General features: G+C 65.5%; 14 protein-coding genes and 4 pseudogenes. 8 read left to right on the forward strand and 10 right to left on the reverse strand.

All coding sequences use genetic code 11. The features are described from left to right. Positions 1-8: 8 nt before the first annotated feature. The gene (locus tag CCOS865_RS09610; protein ID WP_119140145.1) at positions 9-353 is read right to left on the reverse strand and encodes a metalloregulator ArsR/SmtB family transcription factor; all 345 of its coding nucleotides are present in this window, start codon (positions 351-353) and stop codon (positions 9-11) included. A gap of 278 nt (positions 354-631) precedes the next feature. Here CCOS865_RS09610 and CCOS865_RS09615 point away from each other — a divergent pair, with 278 nt between their 5' ends. The 4 genes from CCOS865_RS09615 to CCOS865_RS09630 all read left to right on the forward strand — a co-directional run bounded on the left by CCOS865_RS09615 (position 632) and on the right by CCOS865_RS09630 (position 5,172). After that, entirely contained in the window at positions 632-2,872 is a 2,241-nt protein-coding gene (locus tag CCOS865_RS09615) for a TonB-dependent siderophore receptor (RefSeq protein ID WP_119140147.1), read from the forward strand. 151 nt (positions 2,873-3,023) lie between these two features. Beyond that, positions 3,024-3,311, forward strand: coding sequence for an iron transporter (locus tag CCOS865_RS09620; RefSeq protein WP_119140149.1), 288 nt, complete (start codon positions 3,024-3,026; stop codon positions 3,309-3,311). After that, positions 3,308-4,846 (forward strand): PepSY-associated TM helix domain-containing protein, encoded by a 1,539-nt coding sequence (locus CCOS865_RS09625; protein WP_119140151.1) that lies wholly within the window; start codon positions 3,308-3,310, stop codon positions 4,844-4,846. Before CCOS865_RS09620 ends, CCOS865_RS09625 begins: the two co-directional genes overlap by 4 nt. Beyond that, positions 4,840-5,172, forward strand: coding sequence for a DUF3325 domain-containing protein (locus CCOS865_RS09630; RefSeq protein ID WP_119140153.1), 333 nt, complete (start codon positions 4,840-4,842; stop codon positions 5,170-5,172). Before CCOS865_RS09625 ends, CCOS865_RS09630 begins: the two co-directional genes overlap by 7 nt. A gap of 19 nt (positions 5,173-5,191) precedes the next feature. Here CCOS865_RS09630 and ptaA read toward each other — a convergent pair whose 3' ends face one another. After that, positions 5,192-6,283: a pyoverdine biosynthesis transaminase PtaA gene (ptaA, locus tag CCOS865_RS09635; protein ID WP_119140155.1), complete on the reverse strand. Its 1,092-nt coding sequence runs from the start codon at positions 6,281-6,283 to the stop codon at positions 5,192-5,194. 161 nt (positions 6,284-6,444) lie between these two features. On the opposite strand from ptaA, the gene CCOS865_RS09640 reads away from it, so the two are divergent. Continuing rightward, entirely contained in the window at positions 6,445-6,984 is a 540-nt protein-coding gene (locus CCOS865_RS09640) for a histidine phosphatase family protein (protein WP_119140157.1), read from the forward strand. 12 nt (positions 6,985-6,996) lie between these two features. On the opposite strand, the gene CCOS865_RS09645 is transcribed toward CCOS865_RS09640, so the two are convergent. The 4 genes and pseudogenes from CCOS865_RS09645 to CCOS865_RS09655 all read right to left on the reverse strand — a co-directional run bounded on the left by CCOS865_RS09645 (position 6,997) and on the right by CCOS865_RS09655 (position 10,876). Continuing rightward, the gene (locus CCOS865_RS09645; protein WP_119140159.1) at positions 6,997-7,782 is read right to left on the reverse strand and encodes a sulfite exporter TauE/SafE family protein; all 786 of its coding nucleotides are present in this window, start codon (positions 7,780-7,782) and stop codon (positions 6,997-6,999) included. A gap of 171 nt (positions 7,783-7,953) precedes the next feature. Then, positions 7,954-8,694: a methyl-accepting chemotaxis protein gene (locus CCOS865_RS28710; RefSeq protein ID WP_415842619.1), complete on the reverse strand. Its 741-nt coding sequence runs from the start codon at positions 8,692-8,694 to the stop codon at positions 7,954-7,956. A gap of 114 nt (positions 8,695-8,808) precedes the next feature. Next, positions 8,809-9,840 (reverse strand): annotated as a pseudogene (locus CCOS865_RS28715) (HAMP domain-containing protein); the annotation flags it as partial. A gap of 157 nt (positions 9,841-9,997) precedes the next feature. Then, entirely contained in the window at positions 9,998-10,876 is an 879-nt protein-coding gene (locus CCOS865_RS09655) for a LysR family transcriptional regulator (protein WP_119140163.1), read from the reverse strand. 105 nt (positions 10,877-10,981) lie between these two features. Between CCOS865_RS09655 and CCOS865_RS09660 the strand changes: the two are divergent. Beyond that, positions 10,982-11,407, forward strand: a pseudogene (locus CCOS865_RS09660) (PACE efflux transporter); the annotation flags it as partial. On the opposite strand, the gene CCOS865_RS09665 reads toward CCOS865_RS09660, so the two are convergent. The 4 genes from CCOS865_RS09665 to CCOS865_RS09680 form a co-directional block, all read right to left on the reverse strand. Continuing rightward, complete coding sequence (locus CCOS865_RS09665) at positions 11,385-12,395, reverse strand: hypothetical protein (protein ID WP_119140165.1); 1,011 nt, start codon at positions 12,393-12,395, stop codon at positions 11,385-11,387. The pseudogene CCOS865_RS09660 and the gene CCOS865_RS09665 overlap by 23 nt on opposite strands. A 246-nt stretch (positions 12,396-12,641) precedes the next feature. Next, entirely contained in the window at positions 12,642-13,337 is a 696-nt protein-coding gene (locus CCOS865_RS09670; RefSeq protein WP_119140167.1) for a GntR family transcriptional regulator, read from the reverse strand. A gap of 16 nt (positions 13,338-13,353) precedes the next feature. Next, a complete protein-coding gene (locus CCOS865_RS09675; RefSeq protein ID WP_119140169.1) occupies positions 13,354-14,058 on the reverse strand; it encodes a FadR/GntR family transcriptional regulator in 705 nt (234 codons plus the stop codon). A gap of 70 nt (positions 14,059-14,128) precedes the next feature. After that, positions 14,129-15,439, reverse strand: coding sequence for a C4-dicarboxylate transporter DctA (locus CCOS865_RS09680; protein WP_119140171.1), 1,311 nt, complete (start codon positions 15,437-15,439; stop codon positions 14,129-14,131). A gap of 442 nt (positions 15,440-15,881) precedes the next feature. Here CCOS865_RS09680 and CCOS865_RS28720 point away from each other — a divergent pair. Beyond that, positions 15,882-16,163 (forward strand): annotated as a pseudogene (locus CCOS865_RS28720) (PAS domain-containing protein); the annotation flags it as partial. Between the two features lie 792 nt (positions 16,164-16,955). Beyond that, a pseudogene (locus CCOS865_RS28725) lies at positions 16,956-17,447 on the forward strand (methyl-accepting chemotaxis protein); the annotation flags it as partial. Positions 17,448-17,451 lie beyond the last annotated feature (4 nt).

Genomic DNA, 17,451 nt, shown 5'->3' on the forward strand with positions numbered 1-17,451 from the left:
GCAAGGAGTTAGCAGCAAGCGGCACGCGCGGGGCGGCCATCCATGGTGTGCAGGCGGGCACTGTCGGCCGCGAGCCAGTCGGCATTCGCCTGCAAGGTGATGGCCAGGACCTCGTGGACCCAGCCGGGCAACTGCGGGTTCAGGCGGTAATACACCCACTGGCCCTGACGCCGGTCGAGCAGCACGCCGGCACTGCGCAACTGCGCCAGGTGACGGCTGATTTTCGGCTGGCTGTCGGCCAGTGCGCACATCAGTTCGCAGACGCACAACTCGCCCTGTTCGGCGATCAGCAGCGTGGCCCGGGTGCGCGTTTCGTCGGACAGGCACTTGAACAGGTCGGGAGGGGAAATCATGGCGTGACCCTTGATATGTGTAAATTCGCATATGCGGATTTCCATATGTATACAGGTGAACGGCTGGCTATTCAAGCGCGCGCGGCGATGGGCGAATCGCTCCAGGAGTTCCCCGGCAATCTGTAAATTTCGTAAATAAGATATAAACCTATTTGCGAATCATTATATTTACCAACCCTATTGGCCCCCCAAGTACCGCTTGAGAGGCCGAAGGGTGTGGGCTCTTCGGTTTCCTGGTCGGGGTTTGGCTTATTGCCCATGAATCAGGAGATGTGTCGATGCAGTCCAGAACCTCACCCAACGGCTTGGCCCTGGCCTTTGTCGCGCTGTCGTCACCGGCCATGGTGGTGACCGCGGTGCATGCCCAGGAGCAGCAGAATCCTGAGGTGCTGGAAGTGCCGGTCGACAGCAAGGCCCTGGTCATCCAGGACACCCTGGTCACCGCCGAGCGTGAGGCGCGCCAGGCGCTGGGCTCTTCGGTGATCACCGAAGAAGACATCAAGCGCCGGCCGCCGGCCAACGACCTGTCGGACATCATCCGCCGCGAGCCCGGGGTGAATCTGACCGGCAACAGCGCCAGCGGCGCGCGCGGCAACAACCGCCAGATCGACCTGCGCGGCATGGGCCCGGAAAACACCCTGATCCTCATCGACGGCAAGCCGTCCAACGCCCGCAACGCGGTGCGCTATGGCTGGAACGGCGACCGCGACACGCGGGGCGAGACCAACTGGGTGCCGGCCGAGGCGGTCGAACGCATCGAGATCCTGCGTGGCCCGGCCGCGGCACGCTACGGCTCGGGCGCCATGGGCGGGGTGGTCAACATCATCACCAAGCGTCCCACCGATGAGTTCAAGGGCAACATCAACCTGTACACCCAGATGCCCGAAGACAGCGCCGAAGGTGTCAGCCGCCGGACCAACTTCAACCTCAGTGGCGGCCTCACCGAAAACCTCGGCTTCCGCCTCTTCGGTGGCCTGGCCAAGACCGACGCCGACGACCTCGACATCAACGCCGATCAGGCCAACAGCGCCCTGGTGGGTGGCCGCGAGGGGGTGCGCAACAAAGACATCAACGGCCTGTTGAGCTGGCGGCTGAATGATGAACACCGCCTGGAAATGAGCGCCGGCTACAGCCGCCAGGGCAACATCTACGCTGGCGACACGATGAACAGCAACGCGGGCGGCAACCCCGACCTGATCTCCAGCCTGTACGGCCAGGAGACCAACATCATGCAGCGCAGCACCTACGACCTGACCCACCTGGGCGACTTCAGCTGGGGCACCAGCAAGACCGTGCTGGCCTACGAGTACGTGCGCAACTGGCGCCTCAACGAAGGCCTGGCCGGCGGCCCGGAAGGTGCGATCAACGACAGCGGCGCGGCCATGTCGCGGCTGCGCAATACCCGCCTGACCAGCGAGGTGAACCTGCCGTTCGCCCTGGGCAGCACCGAGCATGTAATGACCCTGGGTGGCGAGTACCTGTACGAAACGCTCAACGACCAGGGCTCGTTCCGGCCACAGAGCTTCGACCCGAGCGGCACTGGCAACAGCGTTATCCGTGGCTTTGACCGCAGCGACTCGAAGATGACCGCCAAGAGCTACGCGCTGTTCGTCGAAGACAACATCGTCCTGGGCGCCACCACCATCACCCCTGGCCTGCGCCTGGACCACCACGAGGCCTTTGGCGACAACCTCAGCCCGAGCCTCAACCTGTCGCACAAGCTGACCGACGCGCTGACCGTCAAAGGTGGCATTGCTCGCGCCTACAAGACGCCGAACCTGTACCAGTACAACTCCAACTACCTGCTGTACAGCCGCGGCAACGGCTGCAGCACCGGCCAGACCAATTCCGGTGGCTGCTACCTGCAGGGCAACAGCGACCTCGAGCCGGAAATCAGCGTCAACAAGGAAATCGGCCTGCTGTACGACCGTGGCACCTGGCGCACCAGCGCGACCTACTTCCGCAATGACTACCAGAACAAGATCATCGGTGGCACCGATGTGCTCTATGCGATCAATGCCGGCAGCCGCGTGACCCAGTGGGAAAACGCCGGTGAAGCGCGGGTGGAAGGGATCGAAGGCAACTTCTTCATCGAGCTGACGCCGACCCTGGACTGGAACACCAACCTGACCTGGATGCTCGACAACGACAACCGCGAGACTGGCGAGCCGCTGTCGGTGATTCCTGAATACACCGTCAACACCACGCTGGACTGGCGCGCGACCGACAAGCTGTCGTTCCAGTTGGCCGGCACCTACTTCGGCAAGCAGAAGTCGCCGAGCTACAACTACCGCACCGAGCAGGCCTACGACGAAGTCGCCCAGCAGGACGTCGAAGCCTATGGCCTGGTGGATATCAGCACTGGTTACAAATTCAACGCGAACTACGACGTGCGGGTGGGCGTGAACAACGTGTTCGACAAGCAGATCCTGCGGGGCGGTAACGCCAGCAGCTCGGGCGCCAATACCTATAACCAGCCGGGGCGTGCGCTGTTCGCTTCGTTGAATATTTCGTTCTGATAACCAGCACTAGGGCCGCTTTGCGGTCCATCGCGGGCAAGCCCGCTCCTACAGGGTCCGCGCGAAACCTGTAGGAGCGGGCTTGCCGGGACGCCGGACCGCCGCGATGGGCTACACAGCAGCCCCGTTCACGTTCAAGAGGAGTCCCCTGATGACCGAGACCCCTGCCTGGCTGCGCATCCTTTCGCGCAGCGCCGCAGCCCTGCTCGGCGGCTATGCCTTCAGCTACGCGGCCACCGCCTGCCTGGCGCGGATCCTGCCCCTGGCGCCCGCCGACGCGGTCATCGTCGCCACCCTGCCGGCGTTCGTTTTCTACACCCTGGCGATCCTCTGGGCCTTCGCCAGCCGTGACGCCTTGCGCGCCTGGGCGCCACTGGCACTCGCCGCACCGCTGGCGCTGGTCGGTTTCTGGCCCCAGGCAATCCGGTGGCTGGCATGAAAAACACCTTTACCCAATCGATGTCCTGGCTGCACACCTGGGGCGGTTTGATCTTCGGCTGGCTGCTGTTCGCGATCTTCGTCACCGGCACCCTGGCGGTGTTCGACAAAGAGCTCAACCACTGGATGCAGCCGGAGATCCCGGCGGCCGAGGTGTCCCAGGCCGATGCCGCCCGGCGCGCGATCGCCTACCTGCAGGCCAACCAGGCCCAGGCCGACAACTGGGGCATCAGCTTGCCCACCGAGCGCGCCCCGGGGCTGAGCGTATCCACCGGCGATCGCCGGCATGGCGGTGGCGTGCAGCTCGACCCGCAGACCGGCGCGCCGATCGAGGTGCGCGAAAGCGTTGGCGGCAACTTCTTCTTCCGCTTCCACTTCACCCTCGACCTGCCGCGCAACTGGGGCATCTTCGTCGTCGGTGCGCTGGCGCTGGTGATGCTCGCCGGGCTGATCAGCGGCATCGTCATTCACAAGAAGATCTTCAAGGAGTTCTTTACCTTCCGGCCGGACAAGGGCCAGCGCTCCTGGCTGGATTTTCACAACGCCAGTGCGGTGTTGCTGCTGCCCTTCCACCTGATGATCACCTACACCGGCCTGGTGATCTTCATGATGATCTACATCCCGGCGGGGGTGGACGCGCTGTTCGACGGTGACAAGCGCGCGTACTTCCAGGCCCAGGGCAATGCGCGCACTGAACAGCCGCAGCAGCGGCGCCAGGCAAAAACCCCTGGCGAACTGGTCGATGTCGCGCCGTTGCTGGCCCAGGCCGAAGCCAGCCTGGGGCCGATTGGCGGCTTGAGCATCCGCAACCCCAATACCGCCGGCGCGCGCATCGAGATTCGTCCGGTGCTGGGTAACCGCATCGCCCTGACCAAGGGCAACGCGATGGTCTTCGACGGGGTCAGCGGCAAGCTGCTCAGCGATGTGCCCGCGTTACGCCCGGCGCCGCTGACCCAGCGGGTGATGGCCGGCCTGCATTTTGCCCAGTTCGGCGGCTATCCGATGCGCTGGCTGTACTTCATCTGCGGGCTGGTCAGCTGCGCGATGATCGCCAGCGGGCTGGTGCTGTTCTGCCTCAAGCGCGGGCGCAAGTACGCCAATGCCAGCGCCGATCGCGCGGCGCGGCGTTGGTACCGGCTGGCGGAGGTGTGCAATATCGGCTTCATTGCCGGCTTGCTGCTGGCCTGCGTCGGCCTGCTGTGGGCCAGTCGTTTGCTACCGGCCGAGCTGGCCCACCGCGAGGCGTGGGAGGTGCGCGCGTTCTTTGGCCTGTGGCTGCTGGCAGTGCTGCATGCCGGGTTGCGGCCGGCTAAGCGCGCCTGGGTCGAGCAATTGGCGCTGACGGCGGTGATGTGCGGCGGCCTGGGTGTGCTCGGTGCGTTGGCCGGTGGTGCAGATAATCTGCGTCTGGGCGTCGAGCTCACCGGGCTGGCAGTGGGCGTCGGCCTGGCGGTGGCGGCGTGGCGGGTGGCATCGCGCAAGCCTGCGCCGGCCAAGGCGAGGGCGGCGCGCAACACGGAGGTCGAAGCATGCTGAGCACGATCATTGGCGGCCTGCTGCTGGCCTATGCGGGCATGCTTGGCCTGTGCCAGGGCTTGGAACGGCACTACAAGCACGTGTGGCAGCGGCCTTGCCCGCGCGGCCTGCGCCTGACCTTGCGCGGGCTGGGGTGGGCGGGGCTGCTGGCCAGCTTGCTGTTGTGCGCGCAGGCCTGGGGCTGGGCCATGGGGCCAGTGGCCTGGTTCGGCGCGATATCGCTGGCGGGCCTGCTGCTGGTGATGGTGTTGCCGTATTGGCCAAAGGTGGCGGTGGGACTGGTCGCGACAGTCCCACTGTGGGCGACGGTGCAGCTGCTCGGCTGAGCATCGCTGCCCTGCGGGTTCAGCCTGTGGTCAGGGTGGCGAATGCCTCGCGAAAGCGCAGCATCTCCGCTTCGTTGCCGACACTGACCCGCACCCAGTTCGGCCAACTCGGCCATACCCGGCCCACCAGCACGCCCTGGCTGGCCAGGCGCTCGACCACCGGGGTTGCCGGGCCGCGCAGGTCGATCATGAAGCAGTTGGTCTGCGACGCGGTGCAGCGCCAGCCGCGCTCGCCCAGCCAGGCGATGGTCTGCTCGCGCAGTCTCGCGTTGTCGGCCTTGCGCTGGGGCACCAGCTGGCGATCTTGCAGGCTCGCCAAGGCGCCGAGCAAGGTCGGCGCCGGCGCGACATTGCCACCGTCGTAGACTTCCAGGCGCTGCAGCAGGGGCGCTTGCCCGACCGCTAGTCCAAGGCGCGCCCCCGCCATCCCGTACAGCTTGGAAAACGTCTGCAGCACCAGCAGTTCGGGATGCTCCTTGACCAGGCCAATGCAGCTCTGGGCATCGCTGAAATGGATGTACGCCTCGTCGACCAGGATCACGCTGCCGTCCGGCTTGTTCGCCAGCAGGCGCTCGATGTCGCGGCGCGGGGTCAGGGTGCCGGTGGGGTTGTTCGGGTTGCACAGGTAGATCAGCCCCGGCGTGCGGTCGGCGGCAAGCATGGCCTCGACGTCATGCGCGTGGCGGTTGTCGAGGGCAACCCGGTGCACGGTGCTGCCACGGCTCTCGGCGGCATCGACCGGCGCTTCGTAAGAGGGGTCGGGGACCACCAGGCTGCGTGCGCCGGTGAAGGCCATCACCGCGTGCTGCAAGGCCAGCTTGGAACCGCAGAACACCTGCACCTGATCCGACTCAAGCCCGTTGCTCGCGGCAAACGTCTCGATCAGCCGGTACTGGGCATCGTAGGGGTAACGGCCACAGTGCTCGATGCCTTCGCGCATCGCCTGGCGTGCCGCTGTGCTGGGGCCCCAGGGGCTTTCGTTATAGTTGATACGGACCGGGTCGCTGGCGCTGGCGGGGCGCTGCGAGGCGTGCGCGCTCCAGCCCAAGGGGCCTAGCAGGGGGAGGGCCATGCCAAGGCCCACCAACGAACGACGTGTCATAGCGGTCATCAATCGACTTCCCTGTTGTCATTGGATATCAAAGAAACGAGAAAGACCGCAGTCGATTAATGGTGGCAATTAGCTCCAGGGTTAGCCTTGCCCGTTGCGCCGCGACATCATCGGGTAAAAACGGCATGCTACGAGCCAGCCCTACCATCATGAGGAAGCCGGTGAAAGCCGTTCATTTGACCCTGATCTGTCATGCCCTGACCGATGCCCAGCGGACCGGCCACCTGGCCAGTCCAGACGACGGCATCCTGCTGCCGCCGACCCCGCTTGAGCCGTTGCAGCAGCACACTCAGCTGTTGCACGCGCCCGAGCGCAGGGCCGTGCAGACCGCCGCTGGCCTGGCACTGACTGGGCGTGTCGAGCCGGCGCTGGCCGATTGTGATCTGGGTAGGTGGCAGGGGCTTGCGCTCAAGCAGTTGCAGGCCGAGCAGCCCGAGGCGCTCGAGCAATGGCTGCAAGACCCTCACAGTGCACCGCATGGCGGTGAGTCGATCGCTCAGTTGTGCCAGCGCGTTGGCGCCTGGCTGGCGGGGTTCGATACGCCGGGGGACTGGCTGGCGGTGACCCATCCGCTGGTCATTCGCGCCGTGCTGGTGCAGGTGCTGGGCTGTCCCTTGGCGTCGTTGCAGCGTATCGACGTGTTGCCGTTGTCGCGGCTGGCGCTGAGTTACACCGGTCAGTGGCGCTTGCGCCTGGCCTGACCGGCGACCGCCTCAGAACGCCAGCTTGTAACCGATCAGCAGCAGCATCGCGGCCAGGCACGGCCGCAGCACGCGGTCGGAGATGCGCCCGGTGAGGTGGCTGCCCAGGTAGATGCCTGGCAGCGAGCCGAGCAGCAGGTAGCCCAGAAGCGACCAGTCCATGTTGCCCATGCCCGCATGGCCGAGGCCGGCGACCAGGGTCAGCGGCACGGCGTGGGCGATCTCGGTGCCGACCAAGCGGCGGGTCACCAGGAACGGATAGAGCAGGAACAACGCCACGGTGCCCAGCGCGCCAGCGCCGATCGAGGTGAGGGTGACCATCACGCCGAGGACCACGCCGGTCAGCACGGTGAGCACGTTCAAGGTGCGGTCGCTGAGGTGGTAATGGTCGCCCGCATGGCGGCTGGCAAAGGACTGCAGGCGCGATTTGAACAGCAGCGCCAGCGCGGTGAGGATCAGCACCACGGCCAGGCCTTGCTTGATCACCGCATTGAGTGCCGAGGTGTCGGTGTGCAGGGTGCTGAGGAACCACAAGGTCACGGCGGCCGCAGGCACGCTGCCCAGGCTCAGCCAGCCGGTGATCTTCCAGTCGATGTTCTTGTTGCGGCCATGCACCCAGACGCCACTGGCTTTGGTGATGGCGGCATAGAGCAGGTCGGTACCCACGGCAGTCGCGGGGTTGACGCCGAACCAGAGCAGGATCGGGGTCATCAGCGAACCTCCGCCGACGCCGGTCATGCCAACGATGAAACCTACAATCAGACCCGCAAGGGTGAAACCGAAAGAACCTACATCCATACGCTACTCGACTACCCAACGTGCCCGTGATCGGATGGGTGCCAGCATATAGATTTTTTTATAGCCAAATAGACTTGTTGGTTATTAGGTTATAACTGCGCAGGGCACCATCGCCGGCAAGCCCCGCTCTTGTAGGAGCGGGCTTGCCCGCGATAGGGCCCTGCGTGGGGGTCAGATCCTGAAGCTACCCACCAGCTGCTTCAAACGCCCAGCCTGTTGGCTCAGCGCATCGCAGTGCACCAGCGTCTCGTTGAGGTTCTGCACCCCTTGCTGGTTCAGCGAGTTGATCTGGGTGATGTCCAGGTTGAGGCTCTCGACTACCGCGGTCTGCTCCTCGGTCGCGGTCGCCACCGACTGGTTCATGCCGTCGATCTCGCCGATGCGCTGGGTCACGCTGGCCAGACGCTCGCCGGCCTGGTTGGCGACCTGCACGGTCTGCTCGCTGGAGACCTGGCTGGCGTTCATGGTGTGCACCGCTTCGCGCGAGCCGACCTGCAGGCTGGTGATCATGCGGTGGATCTCTTCGGCCGACTCCTGGGTCCGGTGGGCCAGGTTGCGCACTTCATCGGCCACCACCGCGAAGCCACGGCCCGCCTCGCCGGCGCGGGCGGCTTCGATGGCCGCGTTGAGCGCCAGCAGGTTGGTCTGCTGGGAGATGCCCTTGATCACATCGAGGATCTTGCCGATGTCGTCGGTGCTGGCGTTGAGGATCTCGATCTGCTGGCACGACTCGCTGATCTTCTGCGACAGCGCAGTCATGGCGTTGATCGCATCGTCGACCACCTGGCGGCCGTCATGCGCCTGGTCGCTGGCACCGCTGGCATGCTGCGAGGCATCGGCAGCGTTGCGGGCGATTTCCTGGGTGGCGGCGCCCAGCTGGTTGATCGCCGCGGCGACGCTGTTGGTGCGCATGCTCTGTTCTTCAGAGCCGCTGATCGAGGCATTCGAGGCGCTGACGACTTTTTCCGACAGGTCGTGCACCAGGCGGGTGGCCGAGGACACTTCGCTGATCGAGGCATGGATGCGTTCGACGAAGCGGTTGAACGAGCCGGCCAGTTCGCCGAACTCGTCCTTGCTCTGTGCGTCGAGGCGGCGGGTCAGGTCGCCTTCGCCTTCGGCGATGTCGCGCATGGCCCGGCCCATGGTGGTCAACGGACGCATCAGTACCGGGATCAACAGCCCGAGCAGGCCGGCGATGGCGGCCACGGCGACGAGCATGGCGATGATCGCCGAGGTGCGGAACTGGCTGAGCGCGGCGTAGGCCTTGTCCTTGTCGATGGACAGGCCGATGTACCACTGCGCAGAGGGCAGGCCGGTCACCGGGGCAAACGAGATGAGCCGCTCCTGGCCGTTGAGGGTGACGTCCTGCATGCCCGCGGCGACCCGCAGGTTGCTGCCTGGGTAGATGTCCTTGAGGTTCTTCATCGCCTGGTCTTTGTCCGGGCTGACGATCACCTGGCCGTCGCGGTCGGCGAGGAAGGCGTGGCCGATGCCGCCGAAGTCCACCGAGTTGATGATCTCGACCAGGGTGTCGAGGGCCAGGTCACCGCCGATGACACCGATCAGCTGGCCGTCGGCCTTGGCCTTGACCGGGGTGGCGATGGTCACCACCAGGCCGCCCACGGCGCTCTGGTAGGGCGGGGTGAGCACGGTCTGGCCGGCACTGGCGGCGGCGCTGTACCACGGGCGCTGGCGTGGGTCGTAACCCGCCGGCATCTGCTCGTCGGGGCGCTGGGTGAAGACGCCGTTGGCCTGGCCGAGGTAGGTGAAGAGGAAGTTGCGCGTGTAGGACGGCTGGTCGACCAACCCGGCCAGGCTGTCGCCGGCGCCTTGCTGGGCGATGTCCTGGGCGAGGTTTTCCAGGACCAGGATGCGTCCGCTCATCCAGTTCTGCACGCTGCTGGCCGTCAGGGCACCGGACTGCTGCACGGACGATTCGATGTTCTGGCGGATCGTGCTGCGCTGCAGGTAATCGTTGTAGAGGGTGAACAGGGCGAATGCCAGAACCACGACACCGCAGGCGCTGAGAAGAATCTTGTGGCGGAACTTCAGGTTCATGTTTCGAGACCTTGAGCCATGTCTTGGGGGAGGGCGCCCTGCGCTCGTGGCGAGGGCGAACCTTTCAGTATTTTTATCGGCGCAGCGGGAAAAAGATTGAAACGCTTACAGCGACTTCTTCATGTGATTTCGACGGACGGCACGCCGCACCACAGTGCTAACAATTTGCCATCATTTCGACCAGCGTGCGAGCCCCTTGGCGCAACGGCTGCTGCTTGGCCCAGAACGCGTGCACCGGCAGTTCCAGGGCATTCTGGGTATTGCGAAAATCCAGCCGCAACAGGCGCCCGGCGGCCACCAGCGGCGCCACCCGTGACAGCGGAAAATCGCCCCAGCCCAGCCCCGCTTCGACCATCTGCAGCGCCAGGTCGAGGCTGTTGCTGCGCCAATGCGCGGCACCGATCAGCGAGCGTGGGTCGCTCATCGGCAGTTCACTGCTGCAAACCAGGATCTGGCGCACGTTGACCAGGTCTTCCAGGTAGCGGATGCGCCCGCCGCGCAGGGCCGGGTGGGTCGGTGCGAGGGTCGCTACCAGCGACTCCCTGGCGATGTTCTGGAAGCTGCGCCGCGGGTCCACCTGCAGGCCGGCAAACGCCAGGCACAGGCTCACCCGGCCGCCGTCGAGCAACTGCAGGGCTTCTTCCTGCGGGGCGCTGAGCAGTTCGATGTCGAGCAGCGGGTAGCGCTCGCCGAGTGCCGCGATGGCATTCAGCAGCGGGCGGTGGTCGATGTCCGGGACCACGGCGATGGCCAGGCTGCTCTCCAGGCCTTGGGACAGCTCCAGTGCGTGCACCTGGAGCAGCCCGAGCTGTTCGGCGATCAGCCGGGCATGCGGCTCGAGCGCCTTGGCCTGGGGCGTGGCGCGGGCTTCGCGGGCGCCGCGCTCGAACAGCGGGTAACCCAGTTCGGCTTCCAGGTTGCCGATGGCCATGCTCACCGCCGAAGGCACACGCCGCAGGGCGCGCGCCGCGGCAGAAAACGAACCGCGGTCGAGCACCGCCAGAAACACCTGGATCATCTCGCTGGAAAAGTTCATGGGGTCGGTCTCCTTTCAGTAAATCTGAAAGCTACCGACTTTTTCTGTCAAGTCCATTGAAGCATCCTCTGCCGCTTCCTGATCACGCAACCCCGAGGTAACCCGGTGCAAGGCATCAAACGCAAACTGGTCTATGTGACTTTCTATGAACTGATCGGGCTGTGCATGTCGACCCTCGGCCTGGCCTACCTTGGCGATACCGACGCGTCGCACACCGGCCCGCTGGCGGTGATGATCACCACCATCGCGATGCTCTGGAATCTCATTTACAACAGCCTGTTCGAGTACTGGGAGAGCCGCCAGGCCAAGCGCGGCCGCAGCGTGGCGCGGCGGATCGGCCATGCGATCGGCTTTCAGCTGACCCTGGTGGTCTACCTGATCCCGCTGATTGCCTGGTGGCTGGGCATGACGCTGGTCGAGGCGCTGCTGGTGGACCTGGCGTTCATCGTGCTGGTGCCGTGCTACACCTTTGCCTACAACTGGGCGTTCGACCGGCTCTTCGGCCTGCCTACTTCGGCGCTGGCGCCTGCCGATCAGTCCTCAGCAGGCTGTCCTCCACCTGCCCCGACAGGTAATACACCCCCGACATTGCGCCGCTCTGACGATTCTCCATCAAGCCCTGCCATTCCTCGTTCAATGCCACATTGAGGATCACCCGCAACTGCTCGACCATCTGCGGATGTTCACGGTCGTGGGTGATCATGGCGATACCGGTGGCCGCCACCGAGATCAACGCCCCCGCCGCCTTGCCCACTGCCGCAGCGACCGCACTGGCAATGCCGCGCGGGGCGAGGGTGGCGCCGAGTTTCTCGCTGGCCCGCGTGGCCACCGAGGACAACCCCACTTCGGTCTGGCTGGCGATCTTGCTGGCCTGCTGGTTCAAGTGCTGGCGCAGGGCCTGCCAGGCCGGCTGCTGCTCCAGCGGCTTGGCCCGCAGCAACTGGTACAGCGTGGCATTGCGCGCATCCGGCGGGCCCAGGGCAATCGCCGGAACACGGTTGAGGCGCTGGCTGAATTGCTCGGGCGGGGCGTTGTAGCGCTGGATGATCGCCGGCAGTTGCTGGCCCAACAGCTGCAGGTACAGCTCGCTGGCGCGATCGCGGATGGCTTCGGGGTTGATCTGCTCGGCCACCGGTTCGATCACCCGTTGGTGATATTGCTCTTGCAGGTACAGGGCCAGGCGCTTCTCGGGTGTCTCGCCGGCGTCGCCGCTGTTCATCTTGTACCAGGCCACCTTGAGGGTCAGCCATTGCTGGGTCCAGTAGCCGGTGAACCACGGGATGAAGTCGCTTTCGGTGCGCTGCTGCACCTGCTCCTTCCACACCCGCATGGAGCGCCGGGCATAGTCGTTGGCCGAGCCGGTGGCCGCCACCGAGGCCTCGACCAGCTCCTGGTCGACACGCTGCCAGGCCGCGTCGCTGAGGATGGCCGGCGGTGGCGGCGCAGGTGGGGGCTTGCTGGCGCAACCGGTGAGGGCCAGCAGGAGGCACAGCAGGACCAGCGAAAGGCGCGGGTTCACACGGCGAGCCTCGCAGGGTAGAGGCGGGAGGGTTCTCTGATTATAGGTAAGGGCGGGGCTTGGGGCTTGGCACCCGGAGTGTTTCGACGGTACCGACCTCTTCGCGGGTAAACCCGCTCCCACAGGTGCCGCGCAATGCCTCAGCGCAGCGCTGTCCAGTGGGGAGTGCCGCCCAAGTCCTCAGAACAGCTCATGTCCTTGTGGGAGCGGGTTTACCCGCGAAGAGGTCAGCGCAGATGTCTCTGATTACGCACTCTGGTCGACGCCGAGGTCGAGCTTGGCCTCGAGCCGATCCAGGTGCTCGTGCATCAAGGCCAGCGCCGCGCTGCTGTCGCCGCGCTCAACCGCGTCGATGATCGCCGCATGTTCTTCCCACGCGCAGTGCTCGCAGCAGGGCGATTCATAGCGGGCGATGATCAGCGACGTCATCGGCACCAGGCCATTGAGAAAGCGCGCCAGCGGGGCGTTGGCGGCCATCTGGGCAAGCTTCAGGTGGAACTCGCCGCCCAGGCGGATCGCCGTGCAGCGCTCACCGCGTTCATGGTGCTGGCGTTCGCGCTCGACCAGCTGGCGCAACTGGCGGATCTGCGTCGGCCGGGCCCGTTGCGTCGCCAGGGTGATCAGGGTGGTCTCGGCCAGGCGCCGGGCGCTGAGCACCTGGCGCGCCTGCTGCGGGTCGGGGGCCGCCAGGTGCGCGGTGTGGCTTGGGCGCTGGACCACCACTTGCTGGTCCGAGAGGCGGCCGAGCACGCGCCGGATCACCGTGCGGCTGACCCCGAAGGCATCGCCCAGGGCCTGTTCGGGCAGGGCGCTGCCCGGTGGCAGGCGCTGTTCGAGGATGGCGTCGAACAGCCGGGGGTAGATCTGCTCGGCCGACAGGCGGGTCTCGCCGGCGCTGAGCAGGGCGGGCAAGTGCGGGGCGGCGTGGGCGCAGGCGGTCATGGTCGCGGTCCTCGAGTCATTGGCCGGGGTGTTCGTCCGGGATGTTCAATTGGATGCCCATGCGTTGCCCTTCCTGAAGGATATGGCGACGCATCTGGGCGCTGGCTTCAGCGCTGTTCTTGTCACGGATGGCGCGTACCACGGCGTCGTTCTCGCGCAGCCGTGCGGCCAGGTGTTCGGGCGAATTGCGCAGCATGTCGGCGCTTTGCTTGAGGGCATTGCCGGTCTGCTGCACCACGCTCTGGAAGATCGGGTTGGTGGTCAGCGCGAACAGCGCCTGGTGAAAGGCGATGTAGGCGCTGACGCCGGCTTCACTGTCATTGGCGTCGAGCGCCTCGCGCATGTCCATCAGGGTCAGGCGCAGTTGGCCGATGTCCTGGCTGTTGGCCGACTGCGCGACCAGGCCAACGATGAACGGTTCGAGGGTGTAGCGCAGCTCCAGCACGTCAGCCAGGCTGGCGGTGCCGACGCTGTCGCCGAGCGGGTCCTGGGCGGCGGCCTCGGCATCCAGCACCAGTACTCCCTTGCCGGGCAACGAACGCACCAGGCCGAGGGTTTCCAGCACGGTGACCGCTTCACGCAGGCTCGGCCGACTGATGCCCAGTTGCTCGGCCAGTTCGCGCTGGCCCGGCAGCATTTCGCCGGTGCGCCACTGGCCGCGGGCCAGGGCGTGGCGGAGTTTCTCCACCACCGAGGTGACCACGGTCGAAGAACTGATCATGGTGGGCTCCTTGAAAAAAAGTGCATCGAAGCTCCTGCAGCGGGCCGGCTGGGTCGCCGGCCCGCTGTGATCAGAATTCCTGTTGGTGGGCGTTGGGTTGCTTGCGCGGCAGGTGGGCGAAGCCCGGCTTGCCGTCGAGCACGTTATTGGCCCGCTCCAGGTCGATGTCCTTTTCCCAGCGTGCGATGGCCACGGTGGCGACGCAGTTGCCGATCAGGTTGGTCAGTGCACGGCCGATGCCCATGAACCAGTCCACCGCCAGCACCAGCACCAGGCCGACCACCGGGATCGCCGGCACGGCGGTCAGGGTCGCGGCGAGGATTACCAGCGCCGAACCCGGGATGCCGTGGGCGCCCTTGGAGGTGACCAGCGAGACCAGCAGGATGGTCAGCAGGTCGGTCATGGCCAGCGGCGTGCCGGTGGCATTGGCGATGAACACGATGGCCAGGGTCAGGTAGATGGAGAAGCCATCGAGGTTGAACGAGTAGCCGGTCGGGATCACCAGGCCGACGGTCGAACTGCCAATGCCCAAGTGTTCGAGCTTGCGCATGATCTGCGGCAGTACCGCGTCGGACGAAGCGGTGCCCATGACGATGGTCAGCTCTTCACGCAGGTACTTGAGCAACGGGAACAGGCGCAGGCCCGACACGCGCATCACGGTGCCCAGCACCACGGCGACGAAACCGGCGCAGGTCAGGTAGAACAGCGCCACCAGGCCGCCCAGGTGCTGCAGCGACTCCAGGCCATATTTGCTGGTGGTGAAGGCGATGGCGCCGAACACGCCAATCGGCGCCAGGCGCACGATCATGCCCATGATGCGGAAGATCACGTGGCTGAGCTCGTTGATCAGCCGCGAGATGCCCGAGGCCGACTCGCCGACCAGGTTCAGGGCGCTGCCGAACAGCACCGAGAACAGCAACACCTGGAGGATGTTGTTGTCGGCAAAGGCGCCGACCACTGAAGTCGGGATCAGGTCCATGAGGAAGGTGGCGGTGCCATGGATGTGCTGGCCGCGCTCGGCCAAGCCATTGGCGTCGGCGCTGGACAGTTGATCCAGGTGGATGTTGGCGCCGCTGCCGATGCCGGAGGTGAAGGCGAACACCAGGCCGATGATCAGGGCGATGGTGGTCAGGACCTCGAAGTAGATCACCGACTTGAGGCCGATGCGGCCGACCTTCTTGAGGTCGCCAGCACCCGAGATGCCGCTGACCACCACGCAGAACACGATGAGGCCGATGAGCATCTTGATCAGCTTGATAAAGCCGTCGCCGAGGGGTTTCAACTGGAGGGACACTTCAGGGAAGCTGAGGCCGCAGGCAATACCGAGGGCTAGCCCTAGCACCACTTGGAGGAAAATCGAACGCGAGCACCACTTAAGCATGGGAGGAGTCTCTGATCGGTGTCCTTGCTTCGATGGCGGTGGGGCCAAAGAGCGCAGAACTTAATTATTGTGGTCTTACCGGTTTGTTCAGTGCGAGATCATAAAAGCGCGAAAATTCCGACAATGCAAGGGATTTTGGCCTTACCGGTCTGACCAGTTGTGGGGCGTTTTTGGGTGGGAAGCTCTAGCGCGGTGCAAGGCGCCGAATTAGCGCCTGCTACGCAACCGTTTGCGCGCAATCCTGCTGCCAAGCAGCGCCGCAGAGCCCTTGCGCTGCGCAATAACGGTGCGCGGGCTGAATCAATAAATAACTGTTTTTTAAGCGTTTATTGCAATCCTGAACGGGACCCGTAGACTTCGATTTTTTTTGACTGAACAGTCATTCAAAAATCTTAGCGCCGATCCGACACTCCGCCGGCTCAGCCATCCCAGGAGTCACATCGTGCGTCTCAACCTGCCGGTTTCGCCGGTCGAACAACGCTTTCCACAAGCGCAGCGCCTCATCTCGGCCACCGACACGGCCAGCCTGATCACCTACTGCAATGCCGAGTTCGCGGCCATCAGCGGCTACACCCAGGCGGAGCTGATCGGCAGTGCGCACAACCTGGTGCGTCACCCGGACATGCCCGAAGCGGTGTTCGAGATCATGTGGGGGTACCTCAAGGCCGGCAAAAGCTGGATGGGCATCGTCAAGAACCGCTGCAAGAACGGCGACTTCTACTGGGTCAACGCCTACGTCACGCCGATCCTCGAAGACGGCCGGCTGGTGGGCTACGAGTCGGTGCGGGTATGCCCGACCCGCGAGCAGGTCGCGCGGGCCGAGGCCTTGTATGCGCGCTTGCGCGAAGGCAAGGGCGTGCTGCCGGCCGGGCAGCGCCTGGCAGCCGTGCTCCAGGCCCTGGCCGTGCCGGTGCTGGGTGGGGCGTTGGCGGTTGCCGCTAACCAGCTGTGGCCAGGCCTGGTCGGCCAGGGGCTGACCCTGGCCCTGTTCGTGGCGACGGGGTGGTGGCTGCAAGGCGGTGTCGGCCGGCAATTGCGCAGCATCGTCAAGGGGGCCGACGGCACCTTTGCCGATGCGGTCGCGGCCCTGACCTACAGCGACCTGGCCGGCCCGGCCGGGCAGCTCGAACTGATCCTGATCAGCGAAGAAGCGCGCTTGAAGACCGCGCTCACCCGCTTGAGCGACCTGGCCGCACAGATGGCAGTGGCGGCCCACGACGCCGGCAGCCTGTCCCGCGGGACCGAGGCGGCCTTGCTCGAGCAGCGCGCAGAAACCGACCTCAGTGCCACGGCCATGACCGAAATGGCCGCGTCGATCAGCGAGGTCGCCAGCCATGTGCAGTTGACTGCGGCTGAAGCCCACACCGCTCACCAGTTGGCCGAGCAGGGCAGCCAGGTGGCCGATGCCAGTGGCGCGGCGATCCGCGACCTGGCCGCGACGGTGGGCCAGATCAACCAGGCGGTCAGCGACCTGGCCGGTCAGACCGACACCATCGCCGAGGCCGCCGGGATGATCCGCGCGATCGCCGAGCAGACCAACCTGCTGGCGCTCAATGCCGCCATCGAAGCGGCCCGGGCCGGCGAGCAAGGCCGTGGCTTCGCGGTGGTGGCCGATGAAGTGCGCGCGCTGGCCAACAAGACCCGCCAGTCGACCCTGCACATCCAGACCATCATCGACGAGCTGCGCGGCGGTGCCGACCAGGCGGTGGTGATCGCCAGCCGTGGCATCGCGGGCGCCGAGCAGGGCGTGGCGCGAGTGCTCGAGGCGCAGACTGCGTTGCACGGCATTCGTCAGGCGGTGCAGCGGATCAGCGACATGAGCCAGCAGATGGCGACGGCCTCCCAGCAGCAATCGTCGGTCGCCGAAGACGTCTCGCGGCAGATCAACGGGGTGGCCGGGATCGCCCAGCAGAGCGCCGTCGGCGCCAACGCGGCGGCGTCGCGTGGGGCTGAGTTGGAGCAGGTGTGCGCCGGTTTGCGCGCGTTGGTGGAGCGCTTCAACCGCTAGCGCG

Source organism: Pseudomonas reidholzensis (assembly GCF_900536025.1).
In the GTDB taxonomy this organism is placed as follows: Bacteria; Pseudomonadota; Gammaproteobacteria; order Pseudomonadales; family Pseudomonadaceae; genus Aquipseudomonas; species Aquipseudomonas reidholzensis.

What these genes read in the sequence shown, in the direction of transcription:
- CCOS865_RS09610 (WP_119140145.1), bottom strand. Translation starts at nt 353, where the DNA reads ATGATTTCCCCTCCCGACCTGTTCAAGTGCCTGTCCGACGAAACGCGC.
- CCOS865_RS09615 (WP_119140147.1), top strand. Translation starts at nt 632, where the DNA reads ATGCAGTCCAGAACCTCACCCAACGGCTTGGCCCTGGCCTTTGTCGCG.
- CCOS865_RS09620 (WP_119140149.1), top strand. Translation starts at nt 3,024, where the DNA reads ATGACCGAGACCCCTGCCTGGCTGCGCATCCTTTCGCGCAGCGCCGCA.
- CCOS865_RS09625 (WP_119140151.1), top strand. Translation starts at nt 3,308, where the DNA reads ATGAAAAACACCTTTACCCAATCGATGTCCTGGCTGCACACCTGGGGC.
- CCOS865_RS09630 (WP_119140153.1), top strand. Translation starts at nt 4,840, where the DNA reads ATGCTGAGCACGATCATTGGCGGCCTGCTGCTGGCCTATGCGGGCATG.
- ptaA (WP_119140155.1), bottom strand. Translation starts at nt 6,283, where the DNA reads ATGACCGCTATGACACGTCGTTCGTTGGTGGGCCTTGGCATGGCCCTC.
- CCOS865_RS09645 (WP_119140159.1), bottom strand. Translation starts at nt 7,782, where the DNA reads ATGGATGTAGGTTCTTTCGGTTTCACCCTTGCGGGTCTGATTGTAGGT.
- CCOS865_RS28710 (WP_415842619.1), bottom strand. Translation starts at nt 8,694, where the DNA reads ATGCGCACCAACAGCGTCGCCGCGGCGATCAACCAGCTGGGCGCCGCC.
- CCOS865_RS09655 (WP_119140163.1), bottom strand. Translation starts at nt 10,876, where the DNA reads ATGAACTTTTCCAGCGAGATGATCCAGGTGTTTCTGGCGGTGCTCGAC.
- CCOS865_RS09670 (WP_119140167.1), bottom strand. Translation starts at nt 13,337, where the DNA reads ATGACCGCCTGCGCCCACGCCGCCCCGCACTTGCCCGCCCTGCTCAGC.
- CCOS865_RS09675 (WP_119140169.1), bottom strand. Translation starts at nt 14,058, where the DNA reads ATGATCAGTTCTTCGACCGTGGTCACCTCGGTGGTGGAGAAACTCCGC.
- CCOS865_RS09680 (WP_119140171.1), bottom strand. Translation starts at nt 15,439, where the DNA reads ATGCTTAAGTGGTGCTCGCGTTCGATTTTCCTCCAAGTGGTGCTAGGG.